Annotated in this window: 12 protein-coding genes; 4 read left to right on the top strand and 8 right to left on the bottom strand. The window is 33.1% G+C overall.

The features are described 5' to 3' along the window. Positions 1–65 precede the first annotated feature (65 nt). On the bottom strand, positions 66–1,184 hold the full coding sequence (gene dnaN, locus A8975_RS09555) for a DNA polymerase III subunit beta (RefSeq protein ID WP_134200102.1): 1,119 nt from the start codon (positions 1,182–1,184) through the stop codon (positions 66–68). Between the two features lie 202 nt (positions 1,185–1,386). Here dnaN and A8975_RS09550 point away from each other — a divergent pair, with 202 nt between their 5' ends. Next, entirely contained in the window at positions 1,387–4,311 is a 2,925-nt protein-coding gene (locus tag A8975_RS09550) for a S8 family serine peptidase (protein WP_134200100.1), read from the top strand. Positions 4,312–4,359: 48 nt separating this feature from the next. On the opposite strand, the gene gldG is transcribed toward A8975_RS09550, so the two are convergent. The 3 genes from gldG to A8975_RS09535 form a co-directional block, all read right to left on the bottom strand. Beyond that, entirely contained in the window at positions 4,360–6,750 is a 2,391-nt protein-coding gene (gene gldG, locus A8975_RS09545) for a gliding motility-associated ABC transporter substrate-binding protein GldG (RefSeq protein WP_134200098.1), read from the bottom strand. 105 nt (positions 6,751–6,855) lie between these two features. Then, positions 6,856–7,152, bottom strand: coding sequence for a putative quinol monooxygenase (locus A8975_RS09540; RefSeq protein WP_131507404.1), 297 nt, complete (start codon positions 7,150–7,152; stop codon positions 6,856–6,858). Positions 7,153–7,154: 2 nt separating this feature from the next. Then, the gene (locus A8975_RS09535; protein ID WP_134200096.1) at positions 7,155–7,991 is read right to left on the bottom strand and encodes an S-adenosyl-l-methionine hydroxide adenosyltransferase family protein; all 837 of its coding nucleotides are present in this window, start codon (positions 7,989–7,991) and stop codon (positions 7,155–7,157) included. Positions 7,992–8,101: 110 nt separating this feature from the next. On the opposite strand from A8975_RS09535, the gene A8975_RS09530 reads away from it, so the two are divergent. Both A8975_RS09530 and A8975_RS09525 read left to right on the top strand, forming a co-directional pair. Continuing rightward, on the top strand, positions 8,102–9,055 hold the full coding sequence (locus tag A8975_RS09530) for a PhoH family protein (RefSeq protein ID WP_131507400.1): 954 nt from the start codon (positions 8,102–8,104) through the stop codon (positions 9,053–9,055). A gap of 88 nt (positions 9,056–9,143) precedes the next feature. After that, entirely contained in the window at positions 9,144–10,094 is a 951-nt protein-coding gene (locus A8975_RS09525; protein WP_131507398.1) for a phosphoribosylaminoimidazolesuccinocarboxamide synthase, read from the top strand. Here the strand turns inward: A8975_RS09525 and A8975_RS09520 are convergent. The 4 genes from A8975_RS09520 to A8975_RS09505 form a co-directional block, all read right to left on the bottom strand. Next, on the bottom strand, positions 10,086–10,550 hold the full coding sequence (locus tag A8975_RS09520) for a DUF1572 family protein (protein WP_131507396.1): 465 nt from the start codon (positions 10,548–10,550) through the stop codon (positions 10,086–10,088). The two genes, A8975_RS09525 and A8975_RS09520, sit on opposite strands and share 9 nt — an antisense overlap. Position 10,551: 1 nt before the next feature. Beyond that, positions 10,552–11,013: an SRPBCC domain-containing protein gene (locus tag A8975_RS09515; RefSeq protein WP_134200094.1), complete on the bottom strand. Its 462-nt coding sequence runs from the start codon at positions 11,011–11,013 to the stop codon at positions 10,552–10,554. Positions 11,014–11,295: 282 nt separating this feature from the next. Continuing rightward, positions 11,296–12,027 (bottom strand): T9SS type A sorting domain-containing protein, encoded by a 732-nt coding sequence (locus A8975_RS09510; protein ID WP_134200092.1) that lies wholly within the window; start codon positions 12,025–12,027, stop codon positions 11,296–11,298. 162 nt (positions 12,028–12,189) lie between these two features. Beyond that, positions 12,190–12,864: a T9SS type A sorting domain-containing protein gene (locus A8975_RS09505; protein ID WP_134200090.1), complete on the bottom strand. Its 675-nt coding sequence runs from the start codon at positions 12,862–12,864 to the stop codon at positions 12,190–12,192. A gap of 185 nt (positions 12,865–13,049) precedes the next feature. On the opposite strand from A8975_RS09505, the gene A8975_RS09500 reads away from it, so the two are divergent. Continuing rightward, positions 13,050–14,432 carry an alanine/glycine:cation symporter family protein gene (locus A8975_RS09500; RefSeq protein ID WP_134200088.1) on the top strand — a complete coding sequence of 461 codons (1,383 nt, stop codon included), beginning with the start codon at positions 13,050–13,052 and terminating at the stop codon, positions 14,430–14,432. Position 14,433: the final 1 nt, after the last annotated feature.

Genomic DNA, 14,433 nt, shown 5'->3' with positions numbered 1-14,433 from the left:
TAACACAAAAAAAGCGCTTACCAATGTAAGCGCTTTTTATATATGATATAATTAATTTGAAAAGACTAGCTATTTAACATCACAGGCATAACAAGCATAGTAATTTGTTCGCCTTCGTCTAAACCATCAACAGGCGTTAAAATACCTGCTCTGTTAGGTAAGCTCATTTCTAATTGTACTTCGTCAGCATTTAAGTTTGTTAACATTTCAGTTAAAAAGCGAGAGTTAAAACCTATTTGCATGTCATCACCTTGGTAGTCACATGTTAGGCGTTCTTCAGCTTTGTTTGAGTAATCAATATCTTCGGCAGAAATGTTTAATTCAGCTCCTGCAATTTTTAAGCGAATTTGATGTGTTGTTTTATTTGAGAAAATACTAACACGTTTAACAGAGTTTAAAAACTGTGTTCTATCAATACTTAATTTGTTAGGGTTTTCTTTTGGTATTACAGCCTCATAGTTAGGATATTTACCATCAATTAAACGGCAAACTAATTCAGAGTTTTCAAAAGTAAATTTAGCATTTGAATCGTTATACTCAATTTTTACATCATCATCACTTGTAGCTAAAATTCCTTTTAAAAGATTTAAAGGTTTTTTAGGCATGATAAATTCAGCAACTTGATTTGCTTTAACATCTTCTCTAGTGTATTTAACTAATTTGTGAGCATCAGTAGCAACAAAGGTTAAACCGTCTGTTGAAAACTGAAAGAATACACCACTCATAACAGGCCTTAAATCGTCATTTCCAGCAGCAAAAATAGTTTTACTAATAGCAGTTGCTAGTATCTCACCAGAAACCATAGTTGTACTTGGATCTTCTAATTCAACAGCTTTAGGAAATTCGTTTCCTTCAGCATAAGCTAAAGCATACTTACCATGGTTAGAGCTAATCTCAACTGTGTTGTTATCTTCAACAACAAACGTTAATGGTTGCTCAGGGAACGTTTTTAAGGTATCCAATAGTAATCGTGCAGGTAAGGCTATACTACCATTACTGTCACTTTCAACATCAATTACTGATGACATTGTGGTTTCTAAATCACTAGCTGAAACCGTTAATTTTGAGTTTTCAAGTTCAAACAAAAAATTATCTAAAATTGGAAGTGTGTTAGAGTTGTTAATTACTCCACCTAAAACTTGTAATTGTTTAAGCAAATACGTACTCGATACTATAAACTTCATGAAATTGCTTTAAATTTTTATCGTTATGAATATTTAAGCAAATATATTTTATTAAAGTGATAATTGTAAGCCTTAGTTATACATTTTTATTAACAAGTAAATTTTTTGTATTTCTTAACCAGAATTTTAGATTCTCGTTAACATAAAAAGTATTGTGATTATAATATTATGTGGTATATTTATACGCTTAAAAAAATGAAAAATGTATAAAAATACTTTCGGGTATAAATTAATGCTAATGCTCTCTTTTGTTAGTTTTAATTTCTTAACAGCCCAAACTGATGAACAAAAAAGAGAAATTATCGCTACTTATGACCATGCATTACTTTCACAAATGGCGAATGAATTTTCGTTAGCTTTTGAAAATGATTTAAAGGCAGCTAGAGTCTATGCTATGGAAAACAATTTACCAACTGTAATTTTTACAGAAAATGGAGGTATGTCAAAGTTGCATAAAGTTTTAGAAGATGGAACTTTACTTTATTTGTCAACAGACAATAGAGGAGCTGGAGTTACGGTTAGAGCAAATAAGCTCTACACAGGTCCAAGTGGAGGACTAAATTTATCTGTTGAAGGTACAGGAATGACTCTAGGTGTTTGGGATGGTGGAAAAGTTTTGGATACGCATGAGTTATTAGTTGATAGAGTTACTCAACAAGATGGATCAACAACATTGTCTAACCATGCAACGCATGTGTCAGGAACAATGATTGGATCTAATGTGCCAGCAAGTGGTCAAGCTAGAGGTATGGCGTTTAGAGCTAGTCTAAATGCGTATGACTTTGATAACGATCTATCAGAAATGACTACTGCCGCAGCAAATGGGTTGTTAATTTCTAATCATTCTTATGGACTTAATGCTGAATTTTTACCAACATACTATTTTGGTAGATATGATAATTTAGCAGTTCAAGTAGATAACATATTATACAATGCACCTTACTATACTGCAGTTTTTTCTGCCGGAAATGATAGAAACGCAGGTTACAATACTGGAGATAATGGTTATGATTTATTAACTGATAGAGGAGTCTCTAAAAACGGAATTACAGTTGCTGCTGTAAACCAAGTTAATAATTATACAGGACCTTCAAGTGTTGTGATGTCAAGTTTTAGTAGTTGGGGACCAACAGATGATGGAAGAATAAAACCAGACATCTCAGCTAAGGGAGTTAACACATATTCATCTGTAGCTACTTCTAATACTGCATATGGTAGTATGAATGGTACATCTATGGCTACACCAAGTGTTTCAGGTTCTTTAGGGTTACTCCAAGAGCTTTACAGTGATATTCATGGTAATTTCATGAAGTCTTCAACATTAAGAGCTTTAGCAATTCATACAGCTTCTGAAGCAGGTGTTTTTCCTGGTCCAGATTATCAATTTGGTTGGGGATTATTAGATTGTGAAACAGCAGCTATTACAATTTTAGAAGAAGAATTTCAGTCTTTAATTGAAGAGAACAGTCTTGCCGATGGAGCAACATTCACAAAGTCAGTAACAGCATTAGGAACAGAGCCTTTAGTGGTTACAATTGCTTGGACTGATCCTGCAGGTACAGTACAGGGTACTACGGTAGATGATACTACACCTAGACTAGTTAATGATTTAGATTTAAGAGTCGTAGATGCTAGTAATAATACAACTTATCCTTGGGCTTTAAGTGCATTTAGTTATACTTCTCCTGCAATTAGAAGCGTGAATAATGTTGATAATGTTGAAAAAGTTGAAATAGATGTTCCTTCTGGAGATTATACAATCATTGTAAATCATAAAGGGACTTTAGATTCAGGAAATCAAGATTTTGCATTAATCGTAACAGGGATTTCTGAATCAGATTTTGCATTCACTCCTGAAAATATTACAAAAACTTTTTGTGCAGATGAAGTTGGAGATTATTACTTTAACTATTCATCAAGTGACACTTACAATGGGCCAACAACACTGTCAGCTACTGGATTACCAGCAGGGGCAGTGGCAACATTTACTCCTAGTGTAATCACTGCCGATGAAGACTTTACTTTAGAAATATCTGGTTTAGACTCAGTGACTCCTGGTACTTATTCCTTTGATGTTGTTGCTACTGGTACTTCTGATACTAAGACAAGACAAATGGAAATTGAAGTATTAAGCGCTGACCCTATTAGTGATGTAACATTAAATTACCCTAGCGCAGGAGAGTCAGGTGTTTACATATATCCTGGATTAACTTGGGACGCAGTTAGTGGTGCTAGTGGTTATAAAGTTGAAGTTTCTGAGCTTTCTGACTTTAGTACTCTAATTTTTGAAGATACAGTAGAAGCAAACACTGTTAGTGTTCCGGCATTGAATAGTAACACACAATATTACTGGAGAGTTATGGCATTCTCTGATTGTGTTGATGCTAATTTTGTGTCTTCTTCTTTTACTACTGAAGCTGTTAATTGTTCTATTTCATCTACTGCAAATGATAACCCACAACCTATAGATACTGTGCCAAATACGGTTACATCGGTTATAAATGTACCAGCAGGTCAAGATATTTTAGTTGGTGATATTAATGTGACAGTTAATTTATCACATACTTGGATGGGTGATTTAACGGTTAGTTTAACTAGTCCATCAGGTACTTCTGTTGTGTTGTTTAGTAACGCTTGTGATGATTTAGACGATACAAATGTAACTTTTGATGATTCGGGTGTTGAGTTTTCTTGTTCAGGAACAGTACCAGCACTTTCAGGAACAATGCAACCTCAAAATTTATTGACTCCATTTATAGGAGAAAATGCAGCTGGTGATTGGACACTTACAGTTAATGATGGTTATGATGAAGATGGTGGGTTTTTAAATAGTTTCTCACTTGAATTATGTAGTACTGCAGGACCTTTAAGTGTTGCTGATAAAGAACTAGAAGGATTTGCAATTTATCCTAATCCTGCTAAAAATCATTTTGAGTTTACTTTGTTAAATCAACAAGAAAATGTTAAAGTAGGTGTTTATGATATTAATGGTCGTTTATTGATTTCAAAATCATTTAATACTAATGAGCGTAAACTTGTAAGTGTAGAAAACTTATCTAGCGGAATGTATTTTGTTGAAGTAATAAATGGTCAACAAAAAGGAGTTAAAAAACTAATGGTTAAATAACGAACAACTCTCAATAAAATAAAAAAGCGACCTTTTGGGTCGCTTTTTTTATACGTATTTTTTTCGTCTTAAGTAATTAAAGACAAAACCAAAAATACCTAAAAGGAGTAGAGGCAAAGCAATATTTATAAATTGCCATTTTGTTTTTTGTTCTTCAATTTTTTTGGAATCTAAGAAAGCTATAGCAATTTCTTTTGTTCTAATATCTATAAGTTTATTGTCATCTAAAAGGTAGTTAACAGCATTTTCTAAAAACTCCTTGTTTCCAAAACTTTCACCTGTCCAACGATCAAAACCTAATTGTTGCGGTTTGTTTCTTACTACATCATTTTTAATAACGTCACCATCAGCAATGACAATAATTTTAGTAGAATCACTCTTTGTTCTATCATTAGAAAGATTAAAAGGCTTTACTCTATTGTTATAAACCGACGTAAATTCACCTTCTAATAATACAGCTAGTGGTTGTAATCCTTTAGTATATGTTTTAGGGTTAGGTTCTTGGGTAACAATATCTAAACTTATTTCTCTTGGTACACCATCTAGCTTGGTTAGTTGAGAGCTACGTAATAAAACAGTTTTTGAAATATCATCGTTTTTTAAAGTATCTATTTGGCTTGCAAAATCAAACTTTACCAAGTTTAAGTTGTTGGTTATTGCATGATTTGGATTACTAGCTGCTAATGGCGAATATTGCCATTGTATTGGTTGAAACTGAGCGTCACTACCTTCTCCAATAGCAAGAGTTATTGGAGCAGAATACATGTCGTTAACTAACACAGGATTAATGCGAACACCATATTTAAAGAAAAAATCATTTAGGTTTAAATCTCTAATAACAGCAATAGCTCTTCCTGAGTCGTTTAACAAACTATCTTTGTCCATAATAACCGATTCGGTAAGCCAAAGACTTTTTCCGCCATTCATAGTATATTGGTCTAAGACATATTTTTCGTCTTCAGTAAAAGGAATAGTTGGTTTTGCAGCTATTACTAAATCGAAACCGTTTAATTGCTCTAAGGTTTTTTGCGGATGGTTAGCAACACTATCCATAGTAAAAGGAGCAATATTGTAATGCTCTTTAATACTTGTTAAAAAATCAGCAATATATATGTCATTCAGCTCGCCATTTCCTTTTAAAATGGCTATTTTCTTAGATTTTTCAGTGGTTAGTTTTTTAAATCCTTCGGCAAAAGCATATTCTAAATGTTGCACAGAATTGTTGATGCGTTCTTGGTCAGTAACTCCAATGCTGTTTTTTATTAATGGGATTTTTACGGTTTGTTCGTTGTAACTAGCTAAAGCCCATGGGAAAATTAATTCCTGAGACGATTTTCCATTCTCTTTTACGGTAAGTTGAAAGGGTTGTAAACCACGTTGTACTAATTGTTGAATGTTCTGGTCTCGAGTTGTTTCATTCTCAATAGGATTAATAAAACTAAATTTAACGTTGTTATTTTGAAGCGCAAACTCTTCCAATAACTGCTTGGTTTCAGTTTTAAGACGTCTAAATTCTGAAGGGAAATCGCCTTCAAGAAACACATCGATAATTAAAGGAGAATCTACATTTTCAATAGTGTTAAGTGCTGCTTTTGATAATGTATAACGTTGGTCTTGTGTTAAGTCGAAACGTTTATAAATTGACTGTGTAAAGAGGTTTAAAACCAATAACCCTAAAGGTAATACCAATAGATGTAACCATTCTTTTTTATCAATGGCTTTTGTGCCAATTCGTCTAGCAGTTATGAGTACAAACAATACAATAATACTTATAAAATACAGTAAATCCCTAGTATCAATAACACCTCTACTAATGCTCTTGTAATGGTCATCCATTCCTAATTTTTCAAGGCGAAAAGCATCACCAAAAAGATTAAAATTAGCTAAACCTTCAAACCCAAAATAAAAGAAGAAGCAAATAAACACAGCAATAATAAAAGCTACAATTTGATTGTCTGATAGTGTTGAAGAAAATACACCTATAGCTGTGTAAGCAGCAGCCATAAGTAATAAACCAAAATAAGAACCTGTAACACTTCCTAAATCTAAATTTCCTACTGGGCTTCCAAGTTTGTATATACTATACACGTATAATAGTGTTGGTAACAAGGCAATAAGTATTAAAACCAGTGCACCAACGTATTTGCCTAAAACAATTTGTAAATGACTTACAGGTTTAGTGAGTAGCAGTTCAAGTGTTCCTTGTTTTTTTTCATCACTAAAGCTACGCATAGTGACTGCAGGAACAAGAAAAATAAGTATCCAAGGTGCTAAAGTGAAAAAACTATTGAGGTCAGCAAATCCATTATCTAAAATGTTGAATTCACCTTTAAAGAGCCATAAAAACAATCCGTTGAGTAATAAAAAAATAGCGATAACCAAGTAACCAACTGGTGATGCAAAAAATGAGGTAATTTCTTTTTTTAGAATTGCTAGCATTATCTTAGTTGAAAAGTTTAAAGTGGAAAGTTAAAAGTTTATTAGTAAATCACGAATTTTTTAGTTCTGTTTCTGTGATGAATTAATTGGTGTTTTCAAATTTTATCAATCTAAACTTGCCAATTTATCTACACTCCAAGCTTCAGGTTTTGCATTAAAAAGAGGTTTGGTTTTACTCCAAATACCTTTAAATAAACTCGATTGTCGGTAGCGCTCTAAGTCGGCTTCGGTATTCCAATAACTATACGTAAAAAATACGTTTGTATTGTGCTTGTCTCTGTAAAGTTCTAAAAACTCACAGCCATCAAAAGCTCTAATATTGTGTTTACTTAACTCAAAGTTCGATAAGAATTCATCAATGTGTTTTGGCTCAAAGCTCATTTTTACAATTCGTACAAACATATTTAAGTTTTTGAAAAGTTAACCGTTACAGTATCTCGCATGCTTAATCCCATAAGTGTAGAGGCACTACCAACAGTAGTAGGATTACTTCTATAAACCGCAATTTCTAAATAACCTGAAGAGTTAAAAACAACCAATCCTTTTCCTTCATCATAACGTTTATCTTCAGGAGTGTCAAAATTTACAACATCGCTATATCTGTTCAATATTTCTTTAAACTTATAGTTGCGAGCAGAAATTTCAAAGGCACGAGTTTTTTGTATAGATTCAAAAAATTTGCGTCTTATATTGGTAACTACGTTGCCATAATTATCAATGTAAATAACACTACCAATAATCTGGTTTTTTTCATCATTTACAAAAGGCACTAAATCTCTAATAGGCTTAATTGTGTTAATAACTTTTCCAATCACTTCAAGCGTTCCTCCTCTAGCAATATGGCAAGCTACTTTTACAAACACATCTAAAACAGGAAAATTGGTTTCAATTTTATCATGGATATTAATCTCCACAATTTTTTCAGGAGCAATTTCGGCACATATCATACTCATTATTCCATTGTTGGCACATATAAAGTAATGGTCGTCTAGTTTTACTGCAATGTGCTTGTTTTCAGGGTTTAACTCAGAGTCGATACCTATAAGGTGAATAGTTCCTTTAGGAAAACTACTGTATGCATTTTGAATAATGTAAGCCGCTTCAGGAACATTAAAAGGAGAAACAGAATGCGAGATATCAACAATTCTAACATCAGGAAGCTCACTGTAAATTGCACCTTTAATAGCTCCTGCAAAGTGGTCTTTTTCGCCAAAATCAGTTGTTAATGTGATTATTGCCATGTAATAATTGTTGATATTTTTTTAATCTAACCTCGCTTAAAATTGTGTAGATTTGTTACTACACAAAACTAATAAAACAAAACAGATTAATTTATTAAATCAGGTACCTTTTGAATGAACTTATAATTGAATTAGAAGAAATAACTCCTAAAGAGTTTTTTGGAGCTCAAAACGTAAATATCGAACTTCTAAAAGAATACTTCCCAAAATTAAAAATTGTAGCTAGAGGAAATAAAATTAAGGCATATGGTGACGAAGACTTGCTTGAAGAGTTTGACCGTCGTATGACCATGTTAATGACTCATTTTGCTAAGTACAATAAGTTGGACGAAAATGTTATTGAGCGTGTACTTACCAGTCAAAGTAGTGACGATTATACAACGTCTGAACAAAGTGGAGAAACCATTGTTCATGGTGTTGGAGGAAGAATTATAAAAGCGCAAACTCTAAACCAGAGGAAGCTTGTTGAAAGCATGCGTAAAAACGATATGGTATTTGCCATTGGTCCTGCAGGAACTGGTAAAACCTATACAGGAGTTGCTCTAGCGGTTCAGGCATTAAAAAATAAAGAGGTAAAACGTATTATTTTAACAAGACCTGCTGTTGAGGCTGGTGAAAATCTTGGATTTCTTCCAGGTGATTTAAAAGAAAAATTAGACCCTTATATGCAACCGTTGTATGATGCGTTACGTGATATGATACCTGCAGAAAAACTGGCTAGTTTTATAGAAAACGGAACGATACAAATTGCTCCTTTAGCCTTTATGCGTGGACGTACTTTGGATAATGCATTTGTGATTTTAGACGAAGGTCAAAACACTACTCATGCGCAAATGAAGATGTTTTTAACACGTATGGGGAAAAATGCTAAGTTTTTACTAACTGGTGACCCTGGACAAATCGATTTACCACGTCGTACCATTTCAGGACTTAAAGAAGCCTTGTTAATTCTTAAAAATGTAGAAGGCGTAGGTATTATATTTTTAGACGATAAAGATGTTATTCGCCATAAGCTGGTAAAAAAGATTATAGCAGCATACAAGAGCATAGAAAATAGAGAATAAATTAAGTTGGTAGTTTTTTAGTCGCAGCCAACAAAAAATTAAATAGAGTTATCATTATATCGTATGTAATGATGATAAATTAAAGCAAATGTCACACAACACAATAATAGATACCAATTTTAATTTTCCTAATCAAAAAAGTGTATACAAAGGAAAGGTTAGAGAAGTTTATAATATTAACGACGAGCAGTTAGTAATGATTGCAACCGATAGGTTAAGCGCATTTGATGTGGTGATGCCTAAAGGAATTCCTTACAAAGGGCAAATTTTAAATCAGATTGCAACCAATATGATGAAAGCTACTGAAGATTTGGTTCCTAATTGGCTAACAGCTACTCCTGATCCAAATGTTGCTGTAGGTCATTTGTGCGATCCTTTTAAGGTTGAAATGGTTATTCGTGGCTATATGTCTGGTCATGCAGCACGTGAGTACAAAGCTGGAAAACGACTGTTGTGTGGTGTGCCAATGCCTGAAGGGATGAAAGAAAATGATGCATTTCCTGAACCTATAATTACACCAGCTACAAAAGCTGAAATGGGAGATCATGACGAAGATATTTCTAGAGAAGACATTTTAAAACGCGGAATTGTATCAGAAGAAGACTACCTAGTACTTGAAGATTATACACGTAAGCTTTTTAAAAGAGGTTCTGAAATTGCTGCTGAAAGAGGATTAATTTTAGTAGATACCAAATACGAATTTGGAAAAACCAAAGACGGAAAGATTGTATTGATTGACGAGATCCACACTCCAGATTCTTCACGATATTTTTATGCTGACGGTTATCAAGAACGTCAGGATAGAGGAGAAGCCCAAAAGCAATTATCAAAAGAGTTTGTACGCCAATGGTTAATTGCAAACAATTTTCAAGGTTTAGAAGGTCAAACCGTTCCTGAAATGAGTGATGAGTACATTACAAGTGTTTCAGAACGCTACATAGAACTTTACGAAAACATTACAGGAGAACCTTTTGTAAAAGCTGATGTAAGTAATATACAAGAGCGTATTCAAACTAATGTATTGGCTTATTTAGGCTAATAGTTTTTTTAACAATACTATTTGTCCAAGGTGATAGTAACTATGTTCTATCATAGCATCAATATTACGTTGGTAAGTTCCATATTTTTCATCTATAAAATTTTGGTTAAGCTTACTGTTAGGTAATTTTTCAATTAGTTCGATAAGACCTTCGGTATCAGTCCAAAATTTATTTAAAAAAGCATTCCATTGCTCTTGTGATTCTATTGGAGGAAAATCAAAACTGTATTGATCACGTATTTCTAGCGTACCACTTTCAAAAGCATGTTTTACACCAGCAATGTAGTAATGGATGTGTTGTGCTAACACAGCAATAGTGTTGCGCGATTTTACTTTGGCAATAGCAACAGTCCAATCTAAAGCTTCTAGCTGGTGTTTGTAATTTGTGTTAGCTATCCAAGTTCCATTTAAAATAACTTCGCGTAAACGATTAGCGAGTTGTTGTGTTGAATTCATTTTATTGGTTTTCTGAAATCTCTTTCAGTTTGTTTAGTGCTTTAGGCCAAGTGTTATTAAAATAATCTGCGTAATTATCATCAGTATCCAATTCAACTTCTACTGTAGTGACACCATTGTTTTCTGTTAGCGAATAGTTTTCGAGGCTTCCAGCCCATTTTTCAACTTGCTCACCAGAAGTGATTTCATGATCACCATCAAGAATTCCATAATGACGAATAGACACGAATTTTGATGGGATATTTTCAGCAATTTCTGAAATCATTCCACCTTTTTTTCCGTTTTCATCAGTTCCAACAAAATACATTTTTTCACCTTTGTTCCAGCAGCCTTCATATGTAGAGGTTGGGTTAAATTCAGCAGTCCATTGCTCATAAGTATTTTTATTGTTAAGCCCTAACATAGTTTCGTATACCTTTTGCGAAGAGGCATTTACTTGTGTGCTAAATTTTATTTTTTTCATGGTTTTAGTGTTTTTAAAACTATAGTGTTTTATGAGTATGCCTTTAATTTAATGAGTTTAAAAGTTCTGTGTTAAATGAGCTACAAAAGCATTTATGCTTTAAGGTGCTTTTAAACTTAATATAATCACTTACAGTTCTACTAATATATATGTTTTTGGTGAAAATTTGCTGGTTGTTATTGGGTTTTGTGTTACGTTAAAATACAAAAGCTGCCTTATAAAAACAATGGCTACATAGTTTTTGAACCTTGTAGCCATTGAAGTTATAATTTTTATTACCAGTTAGTCTTTTATGAATTTAAACGTATATCCATTATCAGTCTTTAAGAAATAGATACCATTGTTTAAATTTTGAATGTCTATTTTGTTAGTGTTTAATAATGTACCATTCATTACTTCAGCTCCCAGGTTGTTAAAGATACTATAGTTACTTATTTCTGTTAAGCCTTTAATATGAATAAAACTTGAGGAAGGGTTAGGGTAAACAACTTTATCATTAAAGCTAAAATCACTTGTGCTTAATGTTGCAGCAGAAAATACGATATCATCAAGACCAAATGAATCATTACCAAGGCTACTAGTTATAGTAAAAGAATTAACGTTTGTCCAATTTACAGTTACAGCTGATCCTGTTTCGTATATCAAGTCTTGATTAACACTTGAGTTACTTCCACCTGAAGGTGTAAAGGTCCAAGTGCGAGTTCCAGAATAATCATAAAGAGCAAAAGCATAAATCGAAGTTATATCAACTGGAGAACTAAAACTTACAGTTGCAGAATCACCTGAATCTGTTTGATAGGTAAATACAACAACACCTGAAGTGCCAGAGAAGCCATTACCATATAAGGCCGTTGCATCAGTATTTGAATAAGATGAAGAAAATGTAGCTGTAATACCAGCTACTGTTTGAGCAACTCCAGTATCAGCAACTTCAACCGTTTCCCAGTCAAAAACTTGTGAGAATGATAATGTACTGATTAATGTAAATAGTAAGGCAGAGTAAATGTGTTTCATGGTTTTAATTTAAGTTATAGGGATTTTAAAAAGTTAAAAAACAAGTTGGCTATTAATTATGCCTGATGTAAAGTGATGTAAATTATTAACACCTATTTCTCAAACAAAACCTTTCGGTCTATGTATAAGAAATAGGTGTGTGTTATTATAAGTTGCTAGTAGTTATTCTTTTATAAACTTAAACGTAGTGCCGTTTTCTAATTTTAATAAGTAGATTCCGTTATTTAAGTTTTGAATATTTAGTTTTTCTTTATTTGATATTTTACCATTTTTAAGGTTCATACCAACAAGATTATAAATATTAAAAGTTGTAGTATTTGTCAAGCCATCAACAACAATAAAGTTGCTTGAAGGATTAGGATATATACTCACATTACTAATTAAAGCAACTTCATCATTCCCTAATGTATTGCCCTGTACGCTTCCTGTTAAAGTAGTAATAGTTTCTGGGCAATAACCTTCAGCGTTAACCCAGCTCCCTAAGGTTAAATCTGGAGGGTTTGGTAAAGAAGGTGTTGTGTTGTAATACATCACTGCTGTAGTATAATCAGGAGTATTTAGTGGTCCATCATTGTCTAGCTGAATTTCCCATCTGTCAAGGGATGTGTTCCATATAATTCTTAATTCACAAACACCTGCAGGACAACTTTGGGCAAAGTCACTAGGTTGCGTTTCGTAAGTGTTTCTAATATCTCCAGAATCATCAGTAGTACCTGTATTGGATAGGTAAAAATCTTGGTCTCCTAATATTCCTGTACAGCCCTTAAAAGTAATTTGCGAACTTACATGAATAGTACATGTTAGAATAACAAAAAAAGTTAGGTAAAGTTTTGTCATAATATAAAATTTGGGGTTAATATTTAATGAATCAAAACTATTTATTTTATGTGAATAATGAAGAAAAAAATGAGTTTTTTCTTTGAATGGCTATGGTTTTATTCTCTTTTAAAGTTGAAGTTTGTAAATCACAAATATTACCTATTCAAATAAATTATTACTTTTAGTACTGTTTAAAACACTTGATGGAACAACTCAATCAATTTATTTCAGATTTTGCTTCATATGCTTGGGGCTTACCATTGCTTATTTTGTTAATTGGAGGTGGTTTGTACTTACTCATTTTATCAAGGTTTTTGCCTTTTCGGTTGTTTGGTCATGCTTTAAGTGTACTTAGAGGTAAATATGATAATCCTGATGATCCTGGAGAAATTACACATTTTCAAGCACTCACTACAGCATTGTCTTCCACAATTGGAATGGGGAATATTGCTGGTGTTGCTGTTGCAATATCTATTGGAGGTCCTGGAGCAGTGTTTTGGATGTGGGTGAGTGCTATTATTGGTATGTCAACAAAATTCTTCACTGCTGCTTTAGCGATTATGTATCGTGGTAAAGACAGTCAAGGCAATTTACAAGGTGGACCAATGTATGTTATCGTTGAAGGTTTAGGCAAACATTGGAAACCCTTAGCAGTGTTTTTTAGTTTTTGTGGTATGGTTGGTGCATTACCTGTGTTTAATGTTAATCAGCTTACGCAAGCTATTAATGATATATTGTTACAACCAAATGGAGTGGAGGTGAATACTACCTCAAACCTTGTTATAGGTGGTGTTTTGGTGTTTTTTACTGCTTTGGTAATTATTGGTGGATTAAATAGAATTAGTAAAACAGCTTCAAAGTTAGTACCTACTATGGTGTTGTTGTATTTTGTAATGGTGCTTTCAATTTTAATTTTAAATGCGAGTGAAGTACCAAAATATTTCTCGCTTATTTTTACTGAAGCATTTACAGCTCATCACTACACAGGAGATACATTTTTAGGAGGTGTAGTTGGCGGACTTATACTTTTAGGAATACGTAGAGGTGCTTTTTCTAACGAAGCTGGTATTGGTACTGCACCAATGGCTCATGGAGCAACTAAAACATCACAACCAGTTCGTGAAGGTTTAGTAGCTATGTTAGGTCCATTTATAGATACTATTATTGTATGTACACTTACTGCTTTAGCTATATTGGTAACTGGTGTTTGGAAAACCACCGATGCCAATGGAGTAAGCCTCACAGCTTTAGCTTTTGAACAAACATTTGCTTCAACAGGTAAATACATGTTGTTGTGTTGTATTATAGTTTTTAGTGTGTCATCTTTGTTTTCATATTCATATTATGGAACAAAATGTTTATCGTTTTTAATTGGAGCTAAAAACAAAAATTACTACAATATAGTGTATATACTTAGTATCATAATGGGAGCAACTACCTCACTAGCAATGATGATTAATTTAATTGATGGTTTCTTTGCTTTAATGGCATTTCCAACAATGATTTCTACGCTTATTTTAGCACCTAAAGTGGTTAAACAAATTAAAAGCTACACACGAACGCTAAAGACTTCTTCTGATAAATAAA

The sequence above is a fragment of the Meridianimaribacter flavus genome (assembly GCF_004366715.1).
Classification (GTDB): Bacteria; Bacteroidota; Bacteroidia; order Flavobacteriales; family Flavobacteriaceae; genus Gaetbulibacter_B; species Gaetbulibacter_B jejuensis.
The sequence above is the reverse complement of the archived record's forward strand: the minus strand, read 5'-3'. Positions and strand labels throughout refer to the sequence as shown.